The 24,567-nt window shown below is 51.5% G+C and carries 18 protein-coding genes, 4 tRNA genes, 1 rRNA gene and 1 riboswitch; of the genes, 5 read left to right on the top strand and 18 right to left on the bottom strand.

Translation table 11 applies throughout. The features are described 5' to 3' along the window. Positions 1-35: 35 nt before the first annotated feature. The gene (nudC, locus tag F3J37_RS26580; RefSeq protein WP_058962184.1) at positions 36-809 is read right to left on the bottom strand and encodes an NAD(+) diphosphatase; all 774 of its coding nucleotides are present in this window, start codon (positions 807-809) and stop codon (positions 36-38) included. 88 nt (positions 810-897) lie between these two features. Here nudC and F3J37_RS26575 point away from each other — a divergent pair, with 88 nt between their 5' ends. The 3 genes from F3J37_RS26575 to thiE all read left to right on the top strand — a co-directional run bounded on the left by F3J37_RS26575 (position 898) and on the right by thiE (position 4,421). Beyond that, positions 898-1,404 (top strand): Rsd/AlgQ family anti-sigma factor, encoded by a 507-nt coding sequence (locus F3J37_RS26575; RefSeq protein ID WP_058962185.1) that lies wholly within the window; start codon positions 898-900, stop codon positions 1,402-1,404. A gap of 256 nt (positions 1,405-1,660) precedes the next feature. After that, a riboswitch (TPP riboswitch) is annotated at positions 1,661-1,761 on the top strand. A 90-nt stretch (positions 1,762-1,851) separates the two neighbouring features. Beyond that, complete coding sequence (gene thiC, locus F3J37_RS26570) at positions 1,852-3,777, top strand: phosphomethylpyrimidine synthase ThiC (protein WP_166936618.1); 1,926 nt, start codon at positions 1,852-1,854, stop codon at positions 3,775-3,777. Next, positions 3,774-4,421 carry a thiamine phosphate synthase gene (gene thiE, locus F3J37_RS26565; protein ID WP_166936616.1) on the top strand — a complete coding sequence of 216 codons (648 nt, stop codon included), beginning with the start codon at positions 3,774-3,776 and terminating at the stop codon, positions 4,419-4,421. Before thiC ends, thiE begins: the two co-directional genes overlap by 4 nt. 156 nt (positions 4,422-4,577) lie before the next feature. On the opposite strand, the gene F3J37_RS26560 is transcribed toward thiE, so the two are convergent. Then, complete coding sequence (locus F3J37_RS26560) at positions 4,578-6,032, bottom strand: aminotransferase-like domain-containing protein (protein WP_166936614.1); 1,455 nt, start codon at positions 6,030-6,032, stop codon at positions 4,578-4,580. A 175-nt stretch (positions 6,033-6,207) separates the two neighbouring features. Between F3J37_RS26560 and F3J37_RS26555 the strand changes: the two genes are divergently transcribed. Further along, entirely contained in the window at positions 6,208-6,396 is a 189-nt protein-coding gene (locus F3J37_RS26555; protein ID WP_166936613.1) for a DUF1127 domain-containing protein, read from the top strand. A gap of 61 nt (positions 6,397-6,457) precedes the next feature. On the opposite strand, the gene rpoC is transcribed toward F3J37_RS26555, so the two are convergent. From rpoC to F3J37_RS26490, 13 genes are all read right to left on the bottom strand, one after another. Beyond that, complete coding sequence (gene rpoC, locus F3J37_RS26550) at positions 6,458-10,681, bottom strand: DNA-directed RNA polymerase subunit beta' (protein ID WP_166936611.1); 4,224 nt, start codon at positions 10,679-10,681, stop codon at positions 6,458-6,460. Between the two features lie 77 nt (positions 10,682-10,758). Beyond that, entirely contained in the window at positions 10,759-14,787 is a 4,029-nt protein-coding gene (gene rpoB, locus F3J37_RS26545) for a DNA-directed RNA polymerase subunit beta (protein WP_166936609.1), read from the bottom strand. A 328-nt stretch (positions 14,788-15,115) separates the two neighbouring features. Further along, positions 15,116-15,478, bottom strand: coding sequence for a 50S ribosomal protein L7/L12 (gene rplL / locus F3J37_RS26540; RefSeq protein WP_034828906.1), 363 nt, complete (start codon positions 15,476-15,478; stop codon positions 15,116-15,118). Positions 15,479-15,544: 66 nt separating this feature from the next. Continuing rightward, on the bottom strand, positions 15,545-16,042 hold the full coding sequence (rplJ, locus tag F3J37_RS26535; RefSeq protein WP_045816330.1) for a 50S ribosomal protein L10: 498 nt from the start codon (positions 16,040-16,042) through the stop codon (positions 15,545-15,547). Between the two features lie 351 nt (positions 16,043-16,393). Continuing rightward, a complete protein-coding gene (gene rplA, locus F3J37_RS26530; RefSeq protein WP_034828901.1) occupies positions 16,394-17,098 on the bottom strand; it encodes a 50S ribosomal protein L1 in 705 nt (234 codons plus the stop codon). A 3-nt stretch (positions 17,099-17,101) separates the two neighbouring features. Then, complete coding sequence (gene rplK / locus F3J37_RS26525; protein WP_034828899.1) at positions 17,102-17,530, bottom strand: 50S ribosomal protein L11; 429 nt, start codon at positions 17,528-17,530, stop codon at positions 17,102-17,104. Positions 17,531-17,677: 147 nt separating this feature from the next. Further along, positions 17,678-18,223 (bottom strand): transcription termination/antitermination protein NusG, encoded by a 546-nt coding sequence (gene nusG / locus F3J37_RS26520; RefSeq protein ID WP_010616908.1) that lies wholly within the window; start codon positions 18,221-18,223, stop codon positions 17,678-17,680. Position 18,224: 1 nt separating this feature from the next. After that, positions 18,225-18,608 carry a preprotein translocase subunit SecE gene (gene secE, locus F3J37_RS26515; RefSeq protein WP_039381824.1) on the bottom strand — a complete coding sequence of 128 codons (384 nt, stop codon included), beginning with the start codon at positions 18,606-18,608 and terminating at the stop codon, positions 18,225-18,227. A gap of 227 nt (positions 18,609-18,835) precedes the next feature. Beyond that, the gene (gene tuf / locus F3J37_RS26510) at positions 18,836-20,020 is read right to left on the bottom strand and encodes an elongation factor Tu (RefSeq protein WP_166936607.1); all 1,185 of its coding nucleotides are present in this window, start codon (positions 20,018-20,020) and stop codon (positions 18,836-18,838) included. A 107-nt stretch (positions 20,021-20,127) separates the two neighbouring features. Continuing rightward, positions 20,128-20,203, bottom strand: a tRNA-Thr gene (locus F3J37_RS26505). 5 nt (positions 20,204-20,208) lie between these two features. Continuing rightward, positions 20,209-20,283 (bottom strand) — tRNA-Gly (locus F3J37_RS26500). 190 nt (positions 20,284-20,473) lie between these two features. Next, a tRNA-Tyr gene (locus tag F3J37_RS26495) sits at positions 20,474-20,558 on the bottom strand. Between the two features lie 7 nt (positions 20,559-20,565). Then, positions 20,566-20,641, bottom strand: a tRNA-Thr gene (locus F3J37_RS26490). A 646-nt stretch (positions 20,642-21,287) separates the two neighbouring features. On the opposite strand from F3J37_RS26490, the gene coaA reads away from it, so the two are divergent. Then, a complete protein-coding gene (gene coaA, locus F3J37_RS26485; RefSeq protein ID WP_034828892.1) occupies positions 21,288-22,238 on the top strand; it encodes a type I pantothenate kinase in 951 nt (316 codons plus the stop codon). A gap of 60 nt (positions 22,239-22,298) precedes the next feature. Here coaA and birA read toward each other — a convergent pair whose 3' ends face one another. The 3 genes from birA to rrf all read right to left on the bottom strand — a co-directional run bounded on the left by birA (position 22,299) and on the right by rrf (position 24,561). Next, positions 22,299-23,261 (bottom strand): bifunctional biotin--[acetyl-CoA-carboxylase] ligase/biotin operon repressor BirA, encoded by a 963-nt coding sequence (gene birA, locus F3J37_RS26480; RefSeq protein ID WP_166936605.1) that lies wholly within the window; start codon positions 23,259-23,261, stop codon positions 22,299-22,301. Next, positions 23,258-24,295, bottom strand: coding sequence for a UDP-N-acetylmuramate dehydrogenase (gene murB, locus F3J37_RS26475; protein ID WP_166936603.1), 1,038 nt, complete (start codon positions 24,293-24,295; stop codon positions 23,258-23,260). Before murB ends, birA begins: the two co-directional genes overlap by 4 nt. 150 nt (positions 24,296-24,445) lie before the next feature. Then, positions 24,446-24,561 (bottom strand): 5S ribosomal RNA (rrf, locus tag F3J37_RS26470). Positions 24,562-24,567: the final 6 nt, after the last annotated feature.

Raw genomic sequence — 24,567 nt, 5'->3', positions numbered from 1 at the left:
GGCTCTCTCATGCTAAGGCCGCCAGTGTAGCATTTTCACGGCGCGCTGGCGCGACACAGGGCAACGGTATCTTCAATCAACCGCCGTGCCACCGTGCCCGGTGGCGGTAACAAGGGCAAATCGTCATAGCGATACCAGCCGGCATCCAGCAACTCTTTGCCATCATGCTGCAACTCACCGCCCTCATATTCGGCCATAAACGCCATCATTAATGAATGCGGGAACGGCCAGGGCTGCGAGGTGACGTAGCGGACATTTTTAACCCGGACGTTGCTCTCTTCCATCACTTCACGCGCGACGGCCTGCTCCAGCGTCTCCCCGACCTCAACAAAGCCAGCTAATACTGTGTAAATGCTGTTGCGATGACGCGCATGGTTGGCCAGCAGAATCTCCTCCCCCCGGCGAATCGCTACGATGATGCACGGTGCAATCTGCGGGTAATAGCGCTCGCGGCAATGGTGACACAGGCAGGCAAATTCGCGTTTACTGAGGTGCATTTCGTGGCCGCAGTAGCCACACCAGCGGTGTGAGCGGTAGAATTCGGCGAGTTGAACTCCACGCCCAACCATCTGAAAAAGTCCAACATCTTCGTCGATAAGCTGGCGAACAGAGCCCATATTGTCAGGTCGTGATTCACGTATCAGCCAGACATTTTCCGCCTGCCATTCGCCAATCAAAATCGCGGTTTTTCCAGTCAGGCCAAAATCGCCGGATAAGCCATGCGGCAGTTCACCTTGCGGTAACCAAAGTTTTTGTTCATGGCTGACAATCCACCAGCCAGCGTCTACGCTTGAGATCTCACGTTGCATCTTATTCGTTGTCCTTAGCGTCAAATGGCACGCTGAAATCCTGATGTTAAGTGTGGAATGGATAACTATAACTCACCCGGAGCCCCATATGCTTACCCAGTTAGATGACCTGGCCAGGCGTGTAAGTGGCGGTAATGAACTCGTTGATGCGTGGCTGCGCGCGCGCCGACAGTTGCTTGTCAGCTATTACGCATTAATTGGCATCAAGCCAAACAAAGAGGCGCTCAGTGCCCTGGATGAACAGGCGCTGGATGCGTTTTGTCACGGCCTGGTTGATTACCTCTCAACCGGTCATTTCAGTATTTATGAACGCATTATCAGTGAGATGGAAGGCGATAGCCCACTCATTGCGGCAGCCCAACTCTATCCCGCTCTGGAAGCGAATACCGATCGCATGATGCAACTGTATGACAGCCATCTGCAGCAGGCCATCAACGACGATAACTGCGTAGAATTCCAGAAGGCGTTATCCGAAGTGGGTGAAGTGCTGGAGTCGCGCTTCACGCTGGAAGATAAGCTGGTGCAACTCGCCTGGGATAACCAGCTGGCGCGCCCACCGGTCGCCAATGAAAGCAGCATGGCTCGCCCCGCTTAACTTCGGCCCCATGTAAAAAACTTGTTATTCCGAAAAAGCCCTCTTATGCTGAATGGGCTTTTTTATTGAGGCCTATTCACGTTTTTATGCGTCTCTTTAAAGCAATCTAGAGTCAAATTTTGCGATATAAGCGTAGCGTGCGCAGCCAGTTCACGCTCGGACAGCGCGCAGTGGCCGGAGCGTACACGTAGTACGTGACGGACACGAGCACTGCCCAGGCGTGAAATGGCAAGCAAAGTAGCTTATATCGTAAAATTCAACCTTGTCGGAGTGCCCTAAGGGGCTGAGACCGTTTATTCGGGATCCGCGGAACCTGATCAGGTTAGTACCTGCGAAGGGAACAAGAGTAGACATTCACTGAGCGATGCGTGTTGGCGCCCGGCATCGTCCCTGTTACTCCTTCCGAACTCTGGACAAGCAACTTCCCCTTAATTCAGGAAATTTGCTATGTCTGTTGCTAAAACTTCTCGTCGTGAACAACGTGCACAAGCGCAGGAATTTATCGATTCGCTGCAAGGCACCGCTTTCCCCAATTCAAAACGTATCTGGATTACCGGCAGCCGAGCGGATATCCGTGTGCCGATGCGCGAAATCCAGCTTAGCCCTACACACATCGGTGGCACAAAAGAGAATCCACAGTATGAGCACAACGAACCAGTGCCGGTATATGACACGGCAGGTGCTTATGGCGACCCCGCGGCCACCATTGATGTGCATCGGGGATTAGACCGATTGCGTGAAAACTGGATCGCTGAACGCGATGACAGCGAAGCGATCCACCAGTTGAGTTCGCAATACACCCAGCAACGCTTAGCCGATGAAGGGCTGGATCACCTGCGTTTTGAGCAGTTACCGCAGCCGCGTCGTGCCAAAGCTGGCCGCTGCGTCACACAGCTGCATTACGCACGTCAGGGCATGATTACACCCGAGATGGAATTCATCGCGGTGCGAGAAAACATGGGCCGCGAACGTATTCGTGGTGAAGTGCTACTGCAACAGCACCCGGGCCACAGTTTTGGTGCCAATCTGCCGGAAAACATCACCGCCGAATTTGTGCGCCAGGAAGTTGCCAGCGGCCGCGCTATCATACCCTCCAATATTAATCACCCCGAATCAGAGCCGATGATCATTGGCCGTAACTTTCTGGTGAAGGTGAACGCCAATATAGGCAACTCAGCGGTGAGCTCATCGATCGAAGAGGAAGTGGAGAAACTGGTGTGGTCAACACGCTGGGGGGCGGATACCGTGATGGACCTCTCCACAGGCCGCTATATCCATGAAACGCGCGAGTGGATTTTGCGAAACAGCCCGGTGCCGATTGGTACTGTGCCCATTTATCAGGCACTGGAGAAAGTGAATGGCGTGGCGGAAGACCTTAACTGGGAGATTTTCCGCGATACCCTGCTCGAGCAAGCAGAACAGGGGGTGGATTACTTCACTATTCACGCTGGTGTGCTGCTGCGCTATGTGCCGATGACGGCTAATCGTCTGACCGGTATTGTCTCGCGTGGTGGTTCGATCATGGCGAAGTGGTGCCTGTCACATCATCAAGAGAGTTTCCTCTATCTGCATTTCCGCGAGATCTGTGAAATCTGCGCTGCCTATGATGTCGCGCTCTCACTCGGTGATGGCCTGCGTCCGGGATCGATTCAGGACGCCAACGATGAAGCCCAGTTTGCCGAGTTGCATACCTTAGGTAAGTTGACCAGGATTGCCTGGGAATACGATGTGCAGGTAATGATTGAAGGTCCAGGCCATGTGCCAATGCAGATGATCCGCCGCAACATGACCGAACAGTTAGAGCACTGTCACGAAGCGCCGTTTTACACGCTTGGCCCACTGACCACCGATATCGCCCCCGGGTACGATCATTTTACCTCCGGCATTGGTGCCGCGATGATTGGTTGGTTTGGCTGCGCCATGCTGTGCTACGTCACACCGAAAGAGCACCTCGGTTTGCCGAATAAAGAAGATGTGAAGCAGGGGCTGATTACCTACAAGATCGCCGCGCATGCCGCCGATCTGGCTAAGGGCCATCCTGGCGCACAGATCCGTGATAACGCCATGTCGAAAGCACGCTTTGAATTCCGTTGGGAGGATCAGTTCAATCTGGCGCTCGATCCGCATACGGCACGCGCTTATCACGATGAGACATTGCCGCAGGAATCGGGCAAAGTGGCTCACTTCTGCTCAATGTGCGGTCCAAAATTCTGTTCGATGAAAATTACCCAGGAAGTGCGCGAATATGCTGCTCGCCAGCAGGCAGAAGCCCAGCCCATTGAAATTGGCATGGCGCAGATGTCGGATGCCTTCCGCAGTCGTGGTGGCGAGCTTTATCACGCCGCCGATGCCCTTAAAGAGGAAAAAGTATGACCGATGCCTTTCCAGCCACGGCCCCGAAACTGGGGCTGTACCCTGTTGTTGATAGCGTAGAGTGGATTGCACGCTTACTGGAGGCTGGCGTTCGCACCATCCAGTTGCGCATCAAAGATTGCCAGGATCATGAAGTAGAAGACGCAGTGCGCGAGGCAATTGCGCTGGGCAAGCAGTATCGTGCACGCCTGTTTATCAACGATTACTGGCGATTAGCGATCAAATATAACGCCTATGGCGTGCATCTTGGTCAGGAAGATTTGGACATGGCTAATCTGGACGCTATCCGCCAGGCAGGTTTGCGTCTTGGGTTATCGACTCATGATGATGCCGAGTTGGACCGCGCGCTGGCGCTGCGTCCTTCCTACATTGCACTGGGACACATTTACCCTACGCAAACCAAAGATATGCCTTCGGAACCTCAGGGCGTCGTAGAACTGAAACGCCACATGGCACGGTTGCAGGATATACCGACTGTGGCGATTGGCGGTATATCCCTTGCGCGCGTACCTGAAGTTTTGGCCACTGGCGTTGGAAGCGTTGCCGTGGTGAGCGCCATTACTCAGGCGGGAGACTGGCGTCAGGCGACACAGGAGCTGCTGGCACTGGTTGAAGCTGGAACCCAGCCCGCAGAAGCGTTGTAACGTTCTGCAATCAGGGTAATTTGGCTGGAACCTCACGCGCAGTCCGCTTCCTGCGAGCTAGCGTGTTTTTCCGGTCAGGATAAAGTGTGCCTGCCCGCTGTCGCTGGCAGTGGGCCAGGGCTGGTCTACCTCTCTCTCCAGCCCTGCCTTTCCACTTTAATCAGTCAGGGATGAAGCGGGTTCCGTTTCGATATGACAGGCATGCATGGCCTGCTCCACCGCAGCGCCAAGTTGGGCGATGGCCTGTTCTGTATGCTCATTGATGGGCAACCCATAATTCAGGCGCAAGCAGTTACGATATTTGCCCGAGGCAGAAAACAGCGATCCGACGGCGACCTGAATGTTCAACGTGCGAAGTTCGGTGTTAAGCCGAACCGCATCAAACGCTTCAGGTAACTCAATCCACATCAGGAAGCTGCCCTGCGGACGCGAGACACAGATACCGCACGGGAAATAGTGGCGTACCCAGCAGCTAAAAGTCTCGTAATTACGTTGATAAACCTGGCGCATCCGGCGTAAATGCGGCCCATAGTGACCAAGACGAATAAATTCGGCCACCGCATGTTGCGGCTGTGTGGCTGTTGAACCCGTGCCGATATATTTCATATGCAAGACGCGATCGCGATAGCGTCCAGGTGCCACCCAGCCAACACGTAACCCGGGAGCCAGCGTCTTAGAGAATGAACTACACAACAACACCCTGCCATCCATATCCAAAGATTTAATGGTAATGGGACGTGGATACTCCCATGCCAATTCACCGTAGACATCGTCTTCAATAATCGCGGCATCAAAGCGCTGTGCCAGTGCCAGCAGCGCACGCTTGCGCGCCTCGGGCATGATAAATCCGAGTGGATTATTGCAATTTGGCACGACTACCACGGCTTTAATGGGCCACTGCTCGAATGCCAACTCCAGAGCTTCGAGGCTAATGCCCGTCACCGAATCGGTAGGGATTTCAATGGCACGGATACCAAGCCCGCGCAGGGTCTGCATCGTGCCATGAAATGTCGGAGATTCAACGGCGATAATATCACCCGGTTCACACACCGCACGGATCGACACGGACAGCGCTTCATGGCAGCCCGTGGTGATCACAATATCCTCTGCGGTGAGCTGACAACCGCTATCGATAGTTAAGCGTGCGACCTGCTCACGCAAGGCCGCAACGCCTAACAGACTGTCATAATTGAGCTGGTCAAGATCCTGCTTCTGCGCCATTCGGCTCTGAATTTTCCATAATGGCTTCAATGTCGGCTGGGTAAGGTCTGGCATGCCGCTACCTAATTGCAGCACGTTACCGCTGTTGCGGCTGCTTAATAATTCCAGCACCGATTCCCACTGGGTGATCTCGACGGGGCGTTGTACGGGGCGGGTTAACGCAGGAACAGGAGGCGTGGCTTTGCGCGTCGCAACGAAATAGCCAGAGCGCGGCTGCGGCACAATAAGCTGTTTCTCTTCTAGCAGGTGATACGCCTGCTGCACGGTACTGATGCTCACACCGTGTTCAATACTCAGTGTGCGCACTGAGGGTAAGCGCTCGCCGCTACGGTAGAGTCCCTGTTCAATCCTGTCTGAGAGCAAGCAAGCCAGATGTTGGTAACGCGTCATCGTATGATTCCCCTCGAGTTCACTGAATCTAAATCAGTACAGATCATCCCTTTTTTTACCATTCAGATCCTATCATGCGCAATCTGTATGTTAATAATAAGTGATTTTTGAATCTGTATTGAAATGCACAGGAACTGGACAATACCACTCAGACAACTGACTGAGGGCATTCATTATGGAATTCGATCAAAACCGCGCAGCAAAACCCTTTGATGTAACGCTATTGGATATGGTTCGCGGCACGGGACGTGCCATCAAAAGATGGCGCGCCCGCCGTGAGACACAAAAAATTTTGTCTCACTTGAGCGATGCACAACTACGCGATATTGGCCTGACCCGGCACGATGTCTGCCGCAAAGGCTAACTTAAGACGAAAAAAAACCCTGCCGAGGCAGGGTTTTTTATAGGTCAGCTATCGCAGACGATTATTCGTCGTCGCTACCGCCAAGACCGGCGTTCAGCAGTTCAGCCAGGCTCGCAGAGGCTTCATCCGCAGTAACCTGCGGTGCAACCGGAGCTTCACCTACAGAACGGCGACGCATACGATCCTGATGGTAAGCATAACCGGTACCGGCCGGAATCAAACGACCCACGATCACGTTCTCTTTCAGGCCGCGCAGTTCATCACGCTTGCCTGCTACTGCTGCTTCAGTCAGGACACGTGTGGTCTCCTGGAACGATGCTGCAGAGATGAACGATTCGGTTGCCAGAGAAGCTTTGGTGATACCCAGCAGATCGCGCACAAAGGTTGCGCCAATTTTGCCGTTCGCTTCGAGGTCGCGGTTAGCGATCTTGATGCGAGAGTATTCAGCCTGCTCACCTTCCAGGAACTCGGTGCTGCCCGCGCTGGCGATGGTTGCTTTACGCAGCATCTGACGCACGATGACTTCGATGTGTTTATCGTTAATCTTAACGCCTTGCAGACGGTAAACTTCCTGCACTTCGTTAGTGATGTAACGTGTAACCGCATGGACGCCACGCAGACGCAGGATGTCGTGTGGAGACTCTGGGCCGTCAGAAACAACGTCACCACGTTCTACACGCTCACCTTCGAATACGTTCAGCTGACGCCATTTCGGAATCATCTCTTCGTACGGATCGCTACCATCAACCGGTGTAATCACCAGACGACGCTTGCCTTTGGTCTCTTTACCGAACGAGATAATACCGCTGATCTCGGCCAGAATTGCTGGCTCTTTCGGACGACGCGCTTCGAACAAGTCAGCAACGCGTGGCAGACCACCGGTGATGTCCTTGGTACCGCCAGATTCCTGCGGAACACGAGACAGGGTGTCACCCGCGCTGATCTTAACGCCATCTTCCAGCTGAACAATCGCTTTGCCCGGCAGGAAGTACTGAGCTGGCATGTCTGTACCTGGAATCAGAACATCATTTCCGTTGGCATCAACAATTTTCAGCGCAGGACGCAGATCTTTACCGCCCCCAGTACGTTCTGCAGAATCCAGAACCACCAGCGATGACAGACCAGTCAGGTCATCAGTCTGACGAGTAATCGTCTGACCATCGATCATGTCAGTGAAGCGAATGAAACCGCCCACTTCGGTGATAACAGGCATGGTGTGCGGATCCCAGTTTGCTACGGTCTCGCCCGCTGCAACCTGCTCACCATCACCTTTAGCCATCATCGCACCGTAAGGAACTTTATAGCTCTCTTTGGTACGACCGAATTCGTCGATCATTTTCAGCTCAACGTTACGAGAGACGATAACCAGTTTCCCGGAGGAGTTGGTTACAGACTTCGCGTTGGTCAGCTTGATGGTACCTTTGTTCTTCACCTGGATGCTGGATTCAGCAGCCGCACGAGATGCCGCACCACCGATGTGGAACGTACGCATCGTCAGCTGTGTACCCGGCTCACCGATGGACTGTGCTGCGATAACGCCGATGGCCTCACCTTTGTTGATGATGTGACCACGTGCCAGGTCGCGACCGTAGCAGTGTGCACACACACCAAAGTCGGTTTCACAACCAACAACAGAACGCACTTTGATCGCATCAACTGAGTTCAGTTCGATCACATCACACCAGTGCTCATCGATCAGCGTATTACGCGGGATCAGGATGTCAGCAGTACCTGGCTTCAGTACGTCTTCAGCAGTCACACGACCCAGTACACGCTCACGCAGTGGTTCTTTAACGTCGCCACCTTCGATGACCGGAGTCATCATGATGCCTTCGAAAGTACCACAGTCGTCTTCGGTAACCACCAGATCCTGTGCAACGTCTACCAGACGACGCGTCAGATAACCGGAGTTAGCGGTTTTCAGTGCGGTATCCGCAAGACCTTTACGCGCACCGTGCGTCGAGATGAAGTACTGGAGTACGTTCAGACCTTCGCGGAAGTTCGCGGTGATTGGCGTTTCGATGATTGAGCCATCTGGCTTAGCCATCAGACCACGCATACCGGCCAGCTGACGAATCTGTGCAGCAGAACCACGCGCACCGGAGTCGGCCATCATGTAGATGCTGTTGAACGAGACTTGCTGCTCTTCTTCGCCGTGACGGTTGATCACGGTTTCGGTTTGCAGGTTGTCCATCATCGCCTTGGAAACGCGTTCGTTTGCTGCGGCCCAGATATCGATGACTTTGTTGTAACGTTCGCCAGCAGTTACCAGACCAGACTGGAACTGTTCCTGAATCTCAGCAACTTCCGCTTCTGCTTCTGCCACGATTTCCGCTTTCTTAGCCGGGATCACCATGTCGTCGATACCTACAGAGGCACCTGAACGGGCTGCGTAAGCAAAGCCGGTATACATGGTCTGGTCAGCGAAGATAACGGTCGGCTTCAGGCCCAGGATGCGGTAACAGGTGTTCAGCATCTTAGAGATAGCTTTCTTACCCAGCGCCTGGTTGACGATGGAGTATGGCAGACCTTTCGGCACGATCATCCACAGAATCGCACGACCAATGGTGGTGTCGATTAAGCTGGTTTTCGCGACGAACTCTTCTTGTTCGTTTTTGCTGTACTCGGTGATACGCACTTTAACGCGAGCATGCAACTCGGCCAGGCCAGCGCGATAAACACGCTCAGCTTCTTTCGGGCCAGTCAGCACCATGCCTTCGCCGCGCGCATTCACTTTCTCACGGGTCATGTAGTACAGACCCAGTACAACGTCCTGAGAAGGAACGATGATTGGCTCGCCGTTCGCAGGTGACAGGATGTTGTTGGTAGACATCATCAGCGCACGCGCTTCCAGCTGAGCTTCCAGCGTCAGCGGTACGTGAACTGCCATCTGGTCACCATCGAAGTCGGCGTTATATGCCGCACAAACCAGCGGGTGCAGCTGGATCGCTTTACCTTCGATCAGAACAGGTTCGAATGCCTGAATACCCAAACGGTGCAGGGTTGGTGCACGGTTCAGCAGTACTGGGTGTTCGCGGATCACTTCGTCCAGGATATCCCAAACGACAGCTTCTTCACGCTCAACCATCTTCTTAGCAGCTTTGATGGTGGTCGCGAGGCCACGCAGCTCCAGCTTGCCGTAGATGAACGGCTTGAACAGCTCCAGTGCCATTTTCTTCGGCAGACCACACTGATGCAGACGCAGGTATGGACCTACGGTGATTACAGAACGGCCAGAGTAGTCAACACGTTTACCCAACAGGTTCTGACGGAAACGACCCTGCTTACCTTTGATCATGTCGGCCAAAGATTTCAGAGGACGTTTGTTAGAGCCAGTGATGGCACGACCGCGACGGCCGTTATCCAGCAAGGCATCTACCGCTTCCTGCAGCATACGTTTTTCGTTACGTACGATGATATCTGGCGCAGCCAGATCCAGCAGACGCTTCAGACGGTTGTTACGGTTGATGACGCGACGGTACAGATCGTTCAGATCCGACGTAGCGAAACGACCACCATCCAGCGGTACCAGCGGACGCAGATCTGGCGGCAGAACCGGCAGAACGGTCAGGATCATCCACTCTGGCTTGTTACCAGACTGTACGAACGCTTCCAGCAGCTTGATACGCTTGGTCAGCTTTTTACGTTTGGTCTCGGAGTTGGTTTCGTTCAGCTCTTCACGCAGCTGCTCGCACTCTTGCTCCAGATCCATATTTTTCAGCAGCGCCTGGATAGCTTCCGCACCCATCTTCGCGTCGAATTCGTCACCGAACTCTTCCAGCGCATCAAGGTACTGCTCTTCGGTCAGAATCTGACGTTTTTCCAGGTTGGTCATACCGCCTTCGATCACAACATAAGATTCGAAGTACAGTACGCGCTCGATATCACGCAGTGGCATATCCAGCAGTAAGCCGATACGCGAAGGCAGTGATTTCAGGAACCAAATGTGCGCAGTTGGTGAAGCCAGTTCAATGTGGCCCATGCGCTCACGACGAACCTTGGTCTGTGTAACTTCAACGCCACACTTCTCACAGATCACACCGCGATGTTTCAAACGCTTGTACTTACCGCACAGGCATTCGTAATCTTTTACCGGCCCAAAGATACGGGCGCAGAAAAGACCGTCACGCTCCGGCTTGAAGGTACGGTAGTTAATGGTTTCTGGCTTTTTAACTTCACCAAAAGACCATGAACGGATCATATCTGGCGAGGCCAGAGCGATCTTGATCGCATCAAACTCTTCGGTCTTAGTTTGCGCTTTCAGAAACTTAAGTAAGTCTTTCACGGATTAGCTCCCGTCGGAGTGGAACTCTCAGGGACGCCCACCGAAGTGCGCGTCCCGTAACCAGTACTTACGAGTGCTTACTCGTCTTCCAGCTCGATGTTGATACCCAGCGAGCGGATCTCTTTCAACAGTACGTTGAAGGATTCCGGCATGCCCGGTTCCATCTGATGGTTGCCATCGACGATGTTTTTATACATCTTCGTACGGCCGTTCACGTCATCAGACTTAACGGTCAGCATTTCCTGCAGGGTATAAGCAGCACCGTATGCTTCCAGTGCCCACACTTCCATCTCACCGAAGCGCTGACCACCGAACTGCGCTTTACCACCCAGCGGCTGCTGAGTAACAAGGCTGTACGAGCCAGTAGAACGGGCGTGCATCTTGTCATCGACCAGGTGGTTCAGTTTCAGCATGTACATGTAACCTACGGTTACCTGACGCTCAAACTGCTCACCGGTACGGCCGTCGAACAGGGTGATCTGGCCAGAAGCTGGCAGACCGCCGAGCTGCAGCAGCTCTTTGATCTCGCTCTCTTTCGCACCATCAAACACTGGCGTTGCGATTGGCATACCTTTTTTCAGGTTCTCAGCCAGACGCAGAACTTCGTCGTCAGTGAAGGTGTTCAGATCAACTTTCTGACGCACGTCAGTGCCCAGATCGTAAGCACGCTGGATGAACTCACGCAGTTTGGCGACTTCTTCCTGCTTCTTAAGCATCGCATTGATTTTCTCACCAATGCCTTTAGCCGCCATACCCAGGTGGGTTTCCAGGATCTGACCGATGTTCATACGTGACGGTACGCCCAGCGGGTTCAGTACGATATCGACCGGCGTACCGTTCTCATCGTAAGGCATATCTTCGATCGGGTTGATCTTAGAGATAACACCCTTGTTACCGTGACGACCTGCCATCTTGTCACCAGGCTGGATCTGACGTTTAACCGCCAGGTACACTTTCACGATTTTCAGCACGCCTGGTGCCAGATCATCGCCCTGAGTGATTTTGCGACGCTTAGCTTCGAGTTTCTTCTCAAACTCGTGCTTCAGCTCGTCATACTGCTCAGCCAGCTGCTCGAGAGAGTTTTGCTTCTCTTCGTCAGTCAGGCCCAGTTCCAACCAGCGCTCACGTGGCAGTTTGTCCAGCTTCTCAGCTTCAACGCCACCTGAGATCAGTACAGCCTGAATACGGCTGAACAAGCCCGCTTCGAGGATCTGCAGTTCTTCAGACAGGTCTTTCTTAGCCTGCTTCAGCTGCATCTCTTCGATTTCCAGCGCACGTTTGTCCTTTTCTACGCCATCGCGAGTAAAGACCTGAACGTCGATAACCGTACCGGAAACACCGTTAGGAACACGCAGAGAAGAGTCTTTAACGTCAGACGCTTTCTCACCGAAGATCGCACGCAGCAGTTTCTCTTCTGGCGTCAGCTGAGTTTCGCCTTTCGGCGTCACTTTACCGACCAGAATGTCACCACCGGTCACTTCCGCACCGATATACACGATACCGGATTCATCCAGTTTGGAGAGTGCAGCTTCACCCACGTTCGGGATGTCAGCGGTGATCTCTTCTGGCCCCAGCTTAGTGTCACGAGACACACACGCCAGTTCCTGGATGTGGATAGTGGTGAAACGGTCTTCCTGGACAACACGCTCAGAAACGAGGATGGAGTCTTCGAAGTTGTAACCGTTCCATGGCATGAACGCCACGCGCATGTTCTGACCCAGCGCCAGTTCACCGAGATCGGTAGACGGGCCATCTGCCAGCACGTCGCCACGTTCGATTGGCTCACCCAGGGACACACATGGCATCTGGTTGATGCAGGTGTTCTGGTTAGAACGGGTGTACTTGGTCAGGTTGTAGATGTCGATACCCGCTTCGCCCGGATACATCTCATCTTCGTTAACTTTGATAACGATACGAGAAGCATCAACGTACTGAACGGAACCGCCACGTTTCGCTACGGCAGTTACACCGGAGTCAACCGCTACTGCGCGTTCCATACCCGTACCGACCAGCGGCTTATCAGCGCGCAGAGTTGGTACTGCCTGACGTTGCATGTTCGCACCCATCAAGGCGCGGTTAGCATCATCGTGCTCCAGGAATGGAATCAGTGACGCACCGACTGAAACGACCTGTTGGGTCGAAACGTCCATGTAGTCAACTTGATCACGACTGAACAGGCTTGATTCACCTTTGCTACGGCAAGTGACGAGATCGTCAACAAAGCTACCGTCTTCAGCAAGGTTGGTGTTCGCCTGAGCGATAACGTAGTTACCCTCTTCGATTGCAGAGAGGTAATGAATTTCATCACTCACTTTGCCATCTACCACGCGACGATACGGAGTCTCAAGGAAGCCGTATTCGTTAGTCTGCGCATAAACAGAAAGGGAGTTGATCAGACCGATGTTCGGACCTTCTGGCGTTTCGATTGGGCATACACGACCGTAGTGGGTTGGGTGTACGTCACGCACTTCGAAGCCTGCACGCTCACGCGTCAGACCGCCTGGGCCCAGGGCAGAGATACGACGCTTATGCGTGATCTCAGACAACGGGTTGTTCTGATCCATAAACTGGGACAGCTGGCTTGAACCGAAGAACTCTTTCACCGCCGCCGAAATAGGCTTGGCGTTGATCATGTCCTGAGGCATCAGGGTATCGAGGTCGCCCAGAGACAGACGCTCTTTAACAGCACGCTCAACACGCACCAGGCCCACACGGAACTGGTTCTCAGCCATCTCACCGACTGAACGGATACGACGGTTGCCGAGGTGGTCGATATCATCGACTTCGCCAATACCGTTACGGATGCCGATCAGTTTTTTCATCACTTCGATGATGTCGTCTTTGCTCAGGATACCTGAACCTTCGATTTCATCACGCAACAGTGAACGGTTGAACTTCATACGGCCAACTGCAGACAGATCGTAACGATCTTCTGAGAAGAACAGGTTCTCGAACAGGTTCTCTGCAGCTTCGCGCGTTGGCGGCTCACCAGGACGCATCATACGGTAGATCTCAACCAGCGCGCTCAGGCGATCGTTGGTTGGGTCAACACGCAGGGTCTCTGAAATGTATGGGCCGTGATCCAGGTCGTTGGTGAACAGCGTTTCAATGCGTTTGTGGCCTGACTGGCTCAGTTTTGCCAGCAGATCCAGTGAAAGTTCCATGTTCGCAGGAACGATCAGTTCACCGGTGTTCAGATCGACGTAGTCTTTAGCGACCACTTTGCCAGCGATATATTCGACTGGCACTTCAATGTGCTGAATACCGTCTTTTTCGAGCTGACGAATATGACGCGCAGTGATGCGACGACCTTTCTCAACGTAGACCGTGCCATTGGCTTCGATATCGAAGCTGGCGGTTTCACCACGCAGGCGCTCAGGCACCAGTTCCATCTGCAGTTTGTTATCGCGGATTTCATACACCACTTTATCAAAGAACAGATCAAGGATTTGTTCAGTGGTGTAGTGCAGCGCGCGCAGAATGATACTGGCCGGCAGCTTACGGCGACGGTCAATACGGACGAAGAGGTTGTCTTTCGGGTCGAATTCGAAGTCGAGCCATGAACCGCGGTAAGGGATGATACGTGCGTTATACAGCACTTTACCAGACGAGTGCGTCTTACCCTTATCGCTGTCAAAGAACACGCCAGGACTACGATGCAGCTGAGAAACAATAACACGCTCAGTACCGTTGATAACAAAGGTACCGTTGTCGGTCATGAGTGGAATTTCACCCATGTACACTTCTTGTTCTTTGATGTCTTTTACGGTGCCTTCCGGCGCTTCACGCTCGTAGATCACCAGACGCAGTTTCACGCGCAGCGGTGCCGAATAGGTCACGCCACGGATCTGACATTCAGTTACGTCAAAGACCGGCTCGCCCAAACGGTAGCTGACATACTGCAACTCAGAGTTGCCGCTGTAGCTTGAGATTGGGAATACGGAGCGGAAGGCAGCTTCCAGACCGTATTGGCCTTCTGGATCTTGCTCGATAAACTTCTGGAACGAGTCAAGCTGGATAGAAAGGAGATAAGGTATGTCCAAAACTTGTGGACGTTTACCAAAATCCTTACGAATACGTTTTTTCTCGGTATAGGAGTAAACCATAGGGTTCCTCAGCTAGCTGACATGTCGAACCACGCTGTCCGTCCTGAAGGGACAGTTCATGCAACACTATTTTGTTTTTCATGCGATGCGGTGCACCCCATGCAATACATCTTTCTATCACTCTTAAATCATTTCATCGCCGTTGTGCAGGCAGGGAACCCTCACAGGAAAGCGATATATTAAGTCGTCGATAGAAAAAGATATTGAAGAGAAACAATGGACAAACAGTGCGAAACGCCATCGTTCCCCTGTAGCGCAAAAAGGCTGGTGACCAAAAAGTCACCAGCCATCAGCCTGATGTTACTCAGGCTGCAACCCGAAGGTTTTCTTACTTAACTTCAACTTCAGCGCCAGCTTCTTTCAGCAGTGCTTCCAGAGCAGCTGCGTCATCTTTGCTGATGCCTTCTTTGATAACACCGGTAGCTTCAACCAGGTCTTTAGCTTCTTTCAGGCCCAGACCAGTTGCAGTACGAACTGCTTTGATTACGGCAACTTTGTTAGCGCCAGCAGCTTTCAGAATTACGTCGAATTCAGTTTTCTCTTCAGCAGCTTCAGCTGGGCCAGCAGCAACAGCTACAGCAGCAGCAGCAGAAACGCCGAATTTTTCTTCCATAGCAGAAACCAGCTCAACTACTTCCATTACGGACATAGCTGCTACTGCTTCCAGAATTTGATCTTTTGTGATAGACATATCGATTGTTCCTAAAAAACAGAAAAAGTTTATACGTTAGCAAGTACGAAGGAAAAGAAGATGGCCTTAAGCCGCTTCTTTTGCATCGCGTACAGCAGCCAGAGTGCGAACCAGTTTGCCAGCAGCGGCTTCTTTCATGGTCGACATCAGACGTGCCAGTGCTTCTTCGTAAGTCGGCAGAGTTGCCAGACGGTCAATATTGGCCGCCGTGATCAGCTCACCTTCAAAGGCTGCAGCTTTGACCTCAAATTTTGCATTCGCTTTCGCGAACTCTTTGAACAGACGAGCAGCAGCGCCCGGGTGTTCCATAGAGTATGCAATCAGGGTCGGACCAACAAACGTGTCTTTCAGGATCTCAAACTGAGTTCCTTCAACGACGCGGCGCAGCAAGGTGTTGCGAACAACACGCATGTAAACGCCAGCTTCACGACCTGCTTTACGCAGTTCGGTCATTTTATCAACGGTAACGCCACGGGAATCCGCAACAACCGCTGAAAGCGCGCCTTTGGCTACTTCGCTAACTTCAGCAACAATCGCTTGTTTGCCTTGAAGATTTAATGCCATTAGCTTTTGCTCCTGGATTTGACCGGGAAAAATTTCCCGGAACTCACTTCACTCAGCTACCCGAAGGCACTGAGCGCTATTACACGGTGAGCAGAATCCAGTGAAGAAAAAATTCTTTTTGGTTCTGTCACCGTCTACGCAGGGTATTAAGCAAGTTATCCGAAGATAATCCCGCTCCTGCGGTCTTGGACGGAGGCCAGGATAAGGCCTGACTCCAACCTAAGCCATTGATAAATTAGGCAATTACGCTTTGTTAATCAGTGGCTTTGAATCTGGGTTCTGAATTGAATGACCAATCAGAACAACGGGCGTAAGATTCTAGATGAATTTTTCGCCCGTTTCAAGCAGCAATTAGTTTGCTGCTGCGCTCAGACCAGCCTGGTCAACGGCAACGCCGGCGCCCATGGTGGTAGAGATGCTAACTTTCTTGATGTACACGCCTTTAGCCTGTGAAGGTTTCGCTTTTTTCAGCGCAACCAGCAGAGATTCCAGGTTTTCTTTCAGTTTGTCAGCGTCGAAGTCCACTTTACCGATGGTAGTGTGGATGATGCCGTTTTTGTCGTTACGATAACGAACCTGACCTGCTTTAGCGTTTTTCACTGCTTCAGCAACGTTAGGGGTTACAGTACCCACTTTCGGGTTTGGCATCAGGCCGCGTGGACCCAGAACCTGGCCCAACTGGCCAACAACGCGCATTGCATCTGGAGATGCGATAACAACGTCAAAGTTCATTTCGCCTTTTTTGATCTGGTCAGCCAGATCTTCCATACCTACCAGCTCAGCGCCAGCTGCTTTAGCAGCTTCTGCGTTTGCGCCTTGGGTAAATACAGCAACACGTACTGAACGACCAGTACCGTGTGGCAGAACAGTCGCGCCGCGAACGTTCTGATCTGATTTACGTGCATCGATGCCGAGGTTAACAGCAACGTCAACGCTTTCAACGAACTTAGCAGTTGCCAGTTCTTTCAGCAGAGCAATAGCTTCAGCGATGTCGTACTGCTTGGTCGCGTCAACTTTGTCACGGATTACGCTCATGCGCTTGGTCAGCTTAGCCATTTCTTAATCCTCTACTACCAGGCCCATGGAACGTGCAGTACCTTCGATAGAGCGAGTCATCGCTTCTACGTCAGCACCAGTCATGTCCGCAGCTTTAGTTTCTGCGATTTCACGTACCTGAGCACGAGAAACTTTACCGACTTTGTCTTTGTTCGGCTTACCAGAACCAGACTTGATGCCTGCTGCTTTTTTCAGCAGTACAGCAGCCGGAGGGGTTTTGGTAACGAAGGTGAAAGAACGGTCGCTGTATACAGTGATAACAACTGGAGTAGGCAGGCCTTTCTCCAGAGATTCTGTTTTGGCGTTGAACGCTTTACAGAATTCCATGATGTTAACACCCTGCTGACCCAGTGCTGGACCAACAGGTGGACTTGGGTTCGCCATACCAGCTGCAACCTGCAGCTTGACGTAGGCTTGTACTTTCTTAGCCATGATAATTCCTCAAATGGGTTATAGCGCCTGAAAACAGGCTCCCCGTGATTACGATTCACACGCTGTCACCAGCGCATAAAAACAAAAGGCGCGGAATTATAGGTAAATTTCGCGCCTTCCGCAAGAGCTATGAAGTGAACAAAAGGGTTAACCTTTCTCCACCTGAGCAAAGTCGAGTTCTACTGGTGTTGCACGGCCAAAGATGGAAACAGAGACCTTCAGGCGGCTCTTTTCGTAATCCACTTCTTCGACCACACCGTTGAAGTCGGCAAATGGACCGTCGTTGACGCGCACCATCTCGCCTGGCTCGAACAGCGTTTTTGGACGCGGCTTATCACCTACCTGCTGCAGGCGGTTCATAATCGCATCGACTTCTTTATCACTAATCGGCGCAGGACGGTCAGAAGTACCGCCAATGAAGCCCATGACACGTGGTACGCTACGCACTAAGTGCCAGCTGGCGTCATTCATCACCATCTGGACCAGCACATAGCCAGGGAAGAACTTACGTTCGCTTTTACGGCGCTGGCCACCACGGATTTCAACGACTTCTTCAGTCGGCACCATGACTTCACCAAACAGCTCTTCCATGTTGTGCAGTTTGATATGCTCTTGCAGCGACTTCGCTACGCGGGCTTCAAAACCGGAGAACGCCTGAACGACGTACCAGCGTTTTTTTGGAGCTTCAGACATCTCAGAACCTCAGGCCAGTGATAAACGATACCAGACGGACCAGAATTCCATCCAGCCCCCACAAAATCAGTGACATCACGGCAGTGACCGCGGCAACGATTAACGTGGTGTGCAATGTTTCCTGGCGAGTCGGCCAAATGACCTTACGCATTTCGGTTCTTGCTTCACGAGCAAAAGCCACAGTCGCTTTGCCTTTGATAGTCAGCAACGCTATGCCACCTGCCGCAGCAATCAGTACTACGACAGCCAGCGCGCGCAGAGGCAGCGTAATGTCGCGATAGAGATAGTTGCCAACGATGGCGACTAACAGCAACGCGATGACAGCAACCCACTTTATCGCTTCCAGGCCGCGCCCGCTCCCTTGAGCTTCGGTATTCGCACTCATAAACCAACCTGCCACAATAATTCAGAAACAATTCTGCCCCGCAGAGCGAGGCATCCAAACCGAATGAGCTTTTGGGCGTAACTCGGTATCCGACGCCGTAAACCAGAGCCTGTCTCAGCAATGATTATGATCGAAAATCACTGATGAGCCAGGTTCTATGTAACAGCGTGCAAAAAGGGCATCAAATGATGCCCTTTCCATATGCATTGCGTCAAATGTTATCGCAATTAAGCGATAATTTCAGCAACAACACCCGCACCAACAGTACGGCCGCCTTCACGGATTGCGAAACGCAGACCCTGATCCATAGCGATTGGCTTGATCAAGGTAACGGTCATTTTTACGTTATCGCCTGGCATTACCATCTCAACGCCTTCTGGCAGTTGAACGTCACCGGTCACGTCAGTAGTACGGAAGTAGAACTGAGGACGGTAGCCTTTGAAGAACGGAGTATGACGGCCGCCTTCGTCTTTAGACAGTACGTAAACTTCTGAAGTGAACTGGGTATGTGGCTTGATGGTGCCCGGCTTAGCCAGAACCTGACCACGCTCGATATCTTCACGCTTGATACCACGCAGCAGAATACCACAGTTCTCGCCTGCCTGACCCTGGTCCAGCAGTTTGCGGAACATTTCAACGCCGGTACAGGTAGACTTAACGGTGTCTTTCAGACCAACAACTTCAACTTCGTCGCCTACTTTCACGATACCGCGCTCAACACGACCGGTAACAACAGTACCACGGCCAGAGATTGAGAATACGTCTTCGATTGGCAGAAGGAACGGCAGGTCGATTGCACGTACTGGCTCTGGGATGTAGTTATCCAGGTGACCAGCCAGCTCAATGATCTTCTCTTCCCACTCAGCAACACCGTTCAGTGCCTGCAGAGCAGAACCGCGGATGATTGGAGTATCGTCGCCTGGGAAGTCGTAGGCTGACAGCAGATCGCGAACTTCCATCTCTACCAGTTCCAGCAGCTCTTCGTCATCAACCATGTCGCACTTGTTCAGGAACACGATGATGTAAGGAACGCCAACCTGACGACCCAGCAGGATGTGCTCACGGGTCTGTGGCATTGGGCCATCAGTCGCAGCAACAACCAGGATCGCGCCGTCCATCTGCGCAGCACCGGTGATCATGTTTTTCACATAGTCGGCGTGGCCTGGGCAGTCAACGTGCGCATAGTGGCGAGTCGGGGTTTCATATTCAACGTGAGAAGTGTTGATGGTGATACCACGTGCTTTCTCTTCTGGCGCCTTATCGATCTCATCGAACTTGCTGGCTTTACCGCCGTAGGTTTTAGCCAGAACGGTGGTGATTGCAGCAGTCAGGGTGGTTTTACCGTGGTCAACGTGACCGATGGTGCCCACGTTTACGTGCAGTTTGTTACGTTGAAATTGCTCTTTAGCCATCGCTAGTCCCTCTAAGACACGGATATATCGAAGATATCGTCATATCAACCAGGCAATGCCTGACTGTTTGGTTTACAGAGAGAGAATCAGGAGAGAGATAAAGGAAGTGGTGCTGATACCCAGAGTCGAACTGGGGACCTCACCCTTACCAAGGGTGCGCTCTACCAACTGAGCCATATCAGCACATCTGGAGCGGGCAGCGGGAATCGAACCCGCATCATCAGCTTGGAAGGCTGAGGTAATAGCCATTATACGATGCCCGCATCCTGGAACTCGGCTACCTGTTCTTTCTGTAGCTTATGAATAATAAAAGAAGACCTTCTATTATTCGAGCCTGCCAGAGTTTCTGGCTGACTTTGATTGCGAAAATCCGCAATCTGAATTCGAAGGTGAGAGAGATGAACTCACCCGCCAGATAAAGATTTTATCTGGCGCTCAACCAAGTGGTTGAGATGGTGGTGGGAGAAGGATTCGAACCTTCGAAGTCTGTGACGGCAGATTTACAGTCTGCTCCCTTTGGCCGCTCGGGAATCCCACCTACTTGATGGTGCCGGCTACCGGAATCGAACTGGTGACCTACTGATTACAAGTCAGTTGCTCTACCAACTGAGCTAAGCCGGCATCAAGTGGAGCGCATTCTAGGAAGACCGCGCCCAGGATGCAACAAAAAAATTATCAAAATTGTTCTATCGCCTACTATTTGTGCAAAACATCGCAAACCGCTCATCATTTGCAGTATTTTCGTCCAAATGCAGTGTGTTTTTACGCCACTGCACTAAGTGATTTACAGAGGCTTATCGTGGTTTGGTCGTCGCACGCCAGAAGCACAACGCCATTTTTCATTTAAAAGTGCGCAACTTTTTTTTATTGGATCGGGTTTGATTGAACATTTTTTCAACTAATACAATGCAAGACGGGATTGTTCGTTAACGGATGCCACTGTCGGCGTGTTAAAGAGGGAGGCATTATTGATTGTCTGAAGACGGCTCAACGTTGTCAGCGAGGGAAAATCTGAAAAGATTTTACGCGGTGCTACAGCAAAATCGATTGTAATAAGCGACTAAGCAATAATAAAAATGCGGGCACGCTTACGAAAGCGTGCTCAGGTTTATCAATTTGCTTCTTTTTAAAGTGACACTGGTGTTACCCTCCAGCCCATTGTTCTCGTTACTTACCCCCTATGACGTGCAACTGAGCTCGACGCATCATTGTATGCCAGACGCTACAAGATGTTGATGAGCCGGGATTTGCGGTCAGATGCATACTTATGAGTAAAAAAACGACACCACTCACTACACCCTATTTGCAGTTTGACCGTCAGCAATGGGCCGCCCTGCGCGACTCAGTGCCAATGACGCTCGCTGAAGGCGAAATTGAACGACTACGCGGTATCAATGAAGATCTCTCCTTAGAAGAGGTTGCTGAAATCTATTTGCCGCTCTCACGTCTGCTTAACTTCTATATCAGTTCTAATCTGCGCCGTCAGGCCGTGCTGGAGCAGTTCCTTGGCACTAACGGGCAAAAGATTCCCTATATCATCAGTATTGCCGGCAGTGTTGCTGTAGGTAAAAGTACAACCGCGCGTGTGTTGCAGGCGCTGCTTAGTCGCTGGCCAGAACATCGTAAAGTCGAGTTGATTACAACTGACGGCTTTTTACACCCCAATGCAGTGTTGAAAGAACGGGGGCTAATGAAGAAGAAAGGCTTCCCGCAATCTTACGATATGCATCGTCTGGTGAATTTTGTATCCGATTTGAAATCAGGCGCTAGTCAGGTCACTGCGCCAGTTTATTCACACCTTATTTATGATGTGATCCCGGATGGCGATAAGGTGGTACAACAGCCTGATATTTTGATTTTGGAAGGCTTAAATGTGCTTCAAAGCGGGATGGATTATCCCCACGATCCGCATCATGTATTTGTTTCTGATTTTGTCGACTTCTCAATTTATGTCGATGCACCTGAAGCATTATTAGAACGTTGGTATGTTAATCGTTTCTTAAAATTCCGCGAAGGTGCCTTCAGCGATCCAGATTCTTATTTCCACCATTATTCTCAGCTCCCCAAAGATGAGGCGGAAAATATTGCTCGCGGGTTATGGAAAGAGATTAACTGGCTGAATCTCAATGAAAATATCCTTCCAACTCGAGAGCGTGCCAGCCTGATTATGACCAAATCTGCAGATCATGCCGTGCAAAGTGTTCGCTTGAGAAAATAATTTTTGATATTTAAACGCCCTTATTTCCGAGGGCGTTTGATTTTTTTAGGTCAATTCAGATTAATTACCAGGTCGCAGCGAAATCTCACCACCAACCCAGGATTTCACTTCACCTTCTTGCTCCAGTAATAAACCACCCTGCTTATCAATACCACGTGCAATGCCATGGACTTCTCTATCGCCAATCAGCAACTTAACCGGGCGATTGATAAAGTTGTCCAGAGCATCCCAGCGCTCTACAAACGGTGCCAATCCATCTCGCTCGAAAATCGGCAGTGCTTCACGCAGATGATTAATGATTTTTGCAGCCAGCTCATTGCGATTAATTTCTACACCGGCTTCCTGCAAATTAATCCATCCCTGATTAATTTCAGAGGCTCCTTCTGAGCGCATCACCAGATTGACGCCTGCGCCCATGACAATTTGCGCTGCATCGCCTGTTTTGCCGGTTAGTTCAACCAGAATCCCGGCCAATTTACGATCGTTCAGGTAAAGATCATTGGGCCATTTGACACGCACATCAGGTGCACCCAATGACTGAATCACCTCGGCCATCACGATACCAATCACCAGGCTGAGTCCCATTGCTGCAGCGGGACCTTGCTCAAGTCGCCAGTACATCGACAGATAGAGATTAGAACCAAAAGGAGAAAACCACTTTCTGCCACGGCGGCCACGGCCTGCTTGCTGATATTCTGCAATACAGGCATGACCAGAAGGCAACTGATCCATCCTATCCAGCAGATACTGGTTGGTAGAATCAATCACAGGGATGACATCTAAATCTGGTTGATGCAGATGCGAAAGAATATCGGCTTCATTCAGCAATTGAATGGGGGCAGGCAAGCTATATCCTTTTCCTGTTACGGTATAAACATCCAGACCCCAGCTCTTCAGGGTTTGAATATGCTTATTAATGGCTGCACGGCTCATACCCAATGCTTCACCCAACTGCTCGCCTGAATGGAATTCTCCATCAGCCAGCAGCGCGACCAATTTCAGCGGAACACTATTATCTTTCATGAAATGACCTCAACGGCGTTACGTTCGCCTTGAGCACCAATGAAGCGAACCTCTGGCTCGAGCCAAACATTGAATTTTTCACCCACGTGGTTTCGCACCTCGTGCGCTAAAGCAACGATATCCTTTGGCGTTGCCTGGTTTTCATTGATTAACACCAGTGCCTGGTGACGGTGTACCGCAGCGCCACCTACCTGATATCCCTTTAGATGACATTGATCGATCAACCAACCTGCCGCTAATTTCACGTCACCATTTGCCTGCGGATAATGCGGCATCCCCGGCCATGCTTTTAATAACTCATTAGCCAACTTGAGTGTGATAAGCGGATTTTTGAAAAAACTGCCTACATTTCCCGTTACGCGCGGGTCGGGCAATTTGCTCTGGCGCATTTGGCAGACGGCATTGAATACATCCCATGCGCATACAGTGGCCGGGTTCAGTTTCGCTAAATCGCCGTAATTCAGTACCGGCTTCCATTGCTTTGCCAAACGAAGTCCGACAGCAACTATAACGTGATTATCCTTCATCTCGTGCTTAAAGATACTGTCACGATAACCAAACTGACACGCTTCTCGATCCAGGCGACTGATTTTTTGTGTGGGTAGATGCAGCACATCGACGTAGTGGCAAATATCTTTAAATTCAACACCATAAGCGCCAATATTCTGGATAGGCGCTGAACCAGCCTTGCCGGGAATTAACGCAAGATTTTCCAGGCCGGTAATACCTTTCTTTAAAGTATGCTCAACCAGCTCGTGCCAGTTCTCACCTGCACCGATATGCAAATGCCATGATTCAGCCTCTTCCTCAAGTGAAATACCTTTGATGGCGTTAATAATCACGCCACCATCAAAGTCTTCCAGGAATAGCACATTGCTGCCCTCACCTAATACGATGAAAGGTTGATTCGCCTGTTGAGTTGCTTGCCATGCGTTCATGATGGCTTCGGATGTGTCTGCGATATACAGCGCTTGTGCACTGACTTCGAGACCCAGTGTGTTGAAAACTTTTAGAGAAGTGTGGGGGCTGGACATTTCACGGCCTTTACTGATTTATCTGGCCGTAGTTTACCCGATCAGTTAGTCACGGGTGGGATGTTTTCGTGGCTTTTAGCCCTGATTTCGCCGATTCGCAGACGTAAAAAAACCCTGAACTTTCGTTCAGGGTTTCTTCACTTGTTTGATGCCTGGCAGTTCCCTACTCTCGCATGGGGAGGCCCCACACTACCATCGGCGCTACGGCGTTTCACTTCTGAGTTCGGCATGGGGTCAGGTGGGACCACCGCGCTACAGCCGCCAGGCAAATT

Source organism: Candidatus Pantoea communis, from assembly GCF_011752685.1.
Taxonomy (GTDB): Bacteria; Pseudomonadota; Gammaproteobacteria; order Enterobacterales; family Enterobacteriaceae; genus Pantoea; species Pantoea communis.
Note: the sequence above shows the minus strand (reverse complement) of the source record. Positions and strands in the feature narration are given on the sequence as shown.

Coding starts and splice junctions, on each gene's coding strand:
- nudC (WP_058962184.1), bottom strand. CDS start 809: ATGCAACGTGAGATCTCAAGCGTAGACGCTGGCTGGTGGATTGTCAGC.
- F3J37_RS26575 (WP_058962185.1), top strand. CDS start 898: ATGCTTACCCAGTTAGATGACCTGGCCAGGCGTGTAAGTGGCGGTAAT.
- thiC (WP_166936618.1), top strand. CDS start 1,852: ATGTCTGTTGCTAAAACTTCTCGTCGTGAACAACGTGCACAAGCGCAG.
- thiE (WP_166936616.1), top strand. CDS start 3,774: ATGACCGATGCCTTTCCAGCCACGGCCCCGAAACTGGGGCTGTACCCT.
- F3J37_RS26560 (WP_166936614.1), bottom strand. CDS start 6,032: ATGACGCGTTACCAACATCTGGCTTGCTTGCTCTCAGACAGGATTGAA.
- F3J37_RS26555 (WP_166936613.1), top strand. CDS start 6,208: ATGGAATTCGATCAAAACCGCGCAGCAAAACCCTTTGATGTAACGCTA.
- rpoB (WP_166936609.1), bottom strand. CDS start 14,787: ATGGTTTACTCCTATACCGAGAAAAAACGTATTCGTAAGGATTTTGGT.
- rplL (WP_034828906.1), bottom strand. CDS start 15,478: ATGTCTATCACAAAAGATCAAATTCTGGAAGCAGTAGCAGCTATGTCC.
- rplJ (WP_045816330.1), bottom strand. CDS start 16,042: ATGGCATTAAATCTTCAAGGCAAACAAGCGATTGTTGCTGAAGTTAGC.
- rplA (WP_034828901.1), bottom strand. CDS start 17,098: ATGGCTAAGCTGACCAAGCGCATGAGCGTAATCCGTGACAAAGTTGAC.
- rplK (WP_034828899.1), bottom strand. CDS start 17,530: ATGGCTAAGAAAGTACAAGCCTACGTCAAGCTGCAGGTTGCAGCTGGT.
- nusG (WP_010616908.1), bottom strand. CDS start 18,223: ATGTCTGAAGCTCCAAAAAAACGCTGGTACGTCGTTCAGGCGTTCTCC.
- secE (WP_039381824.1), bottom strand. CDS start 18,608: ATGAGTGCGAATACCGAAGCTCAAGGGAGCGGGCGCGGCCTGGAAGCG.
- tuf (WP_166936607.1), bottom strand. CDS start 20,020: ATGGCTAAAGAGCAATTTCAACGTAACAAACTGCACGTAAACGTGGGC.
- coaA (WP_034828892.1), top strand. CDS start 21,288: ATGAGTAAAAAAACGACACCACTCACTACACCCTATTTGCAGTTTGAC.
- birA (WP_166936605.1), bottom strand. CDS start 23,261: ATGAAAGATAATAGTGTTCCGCTGAAATTGGTCGCGCTGCTGGCTGAT.
- murB (WP_166936603.1), bottom strand. CDS start 24,295: ATGTCCAGCCCCCACACTTCTCTAAAAGTTTTCAACACACTGGGTCTC.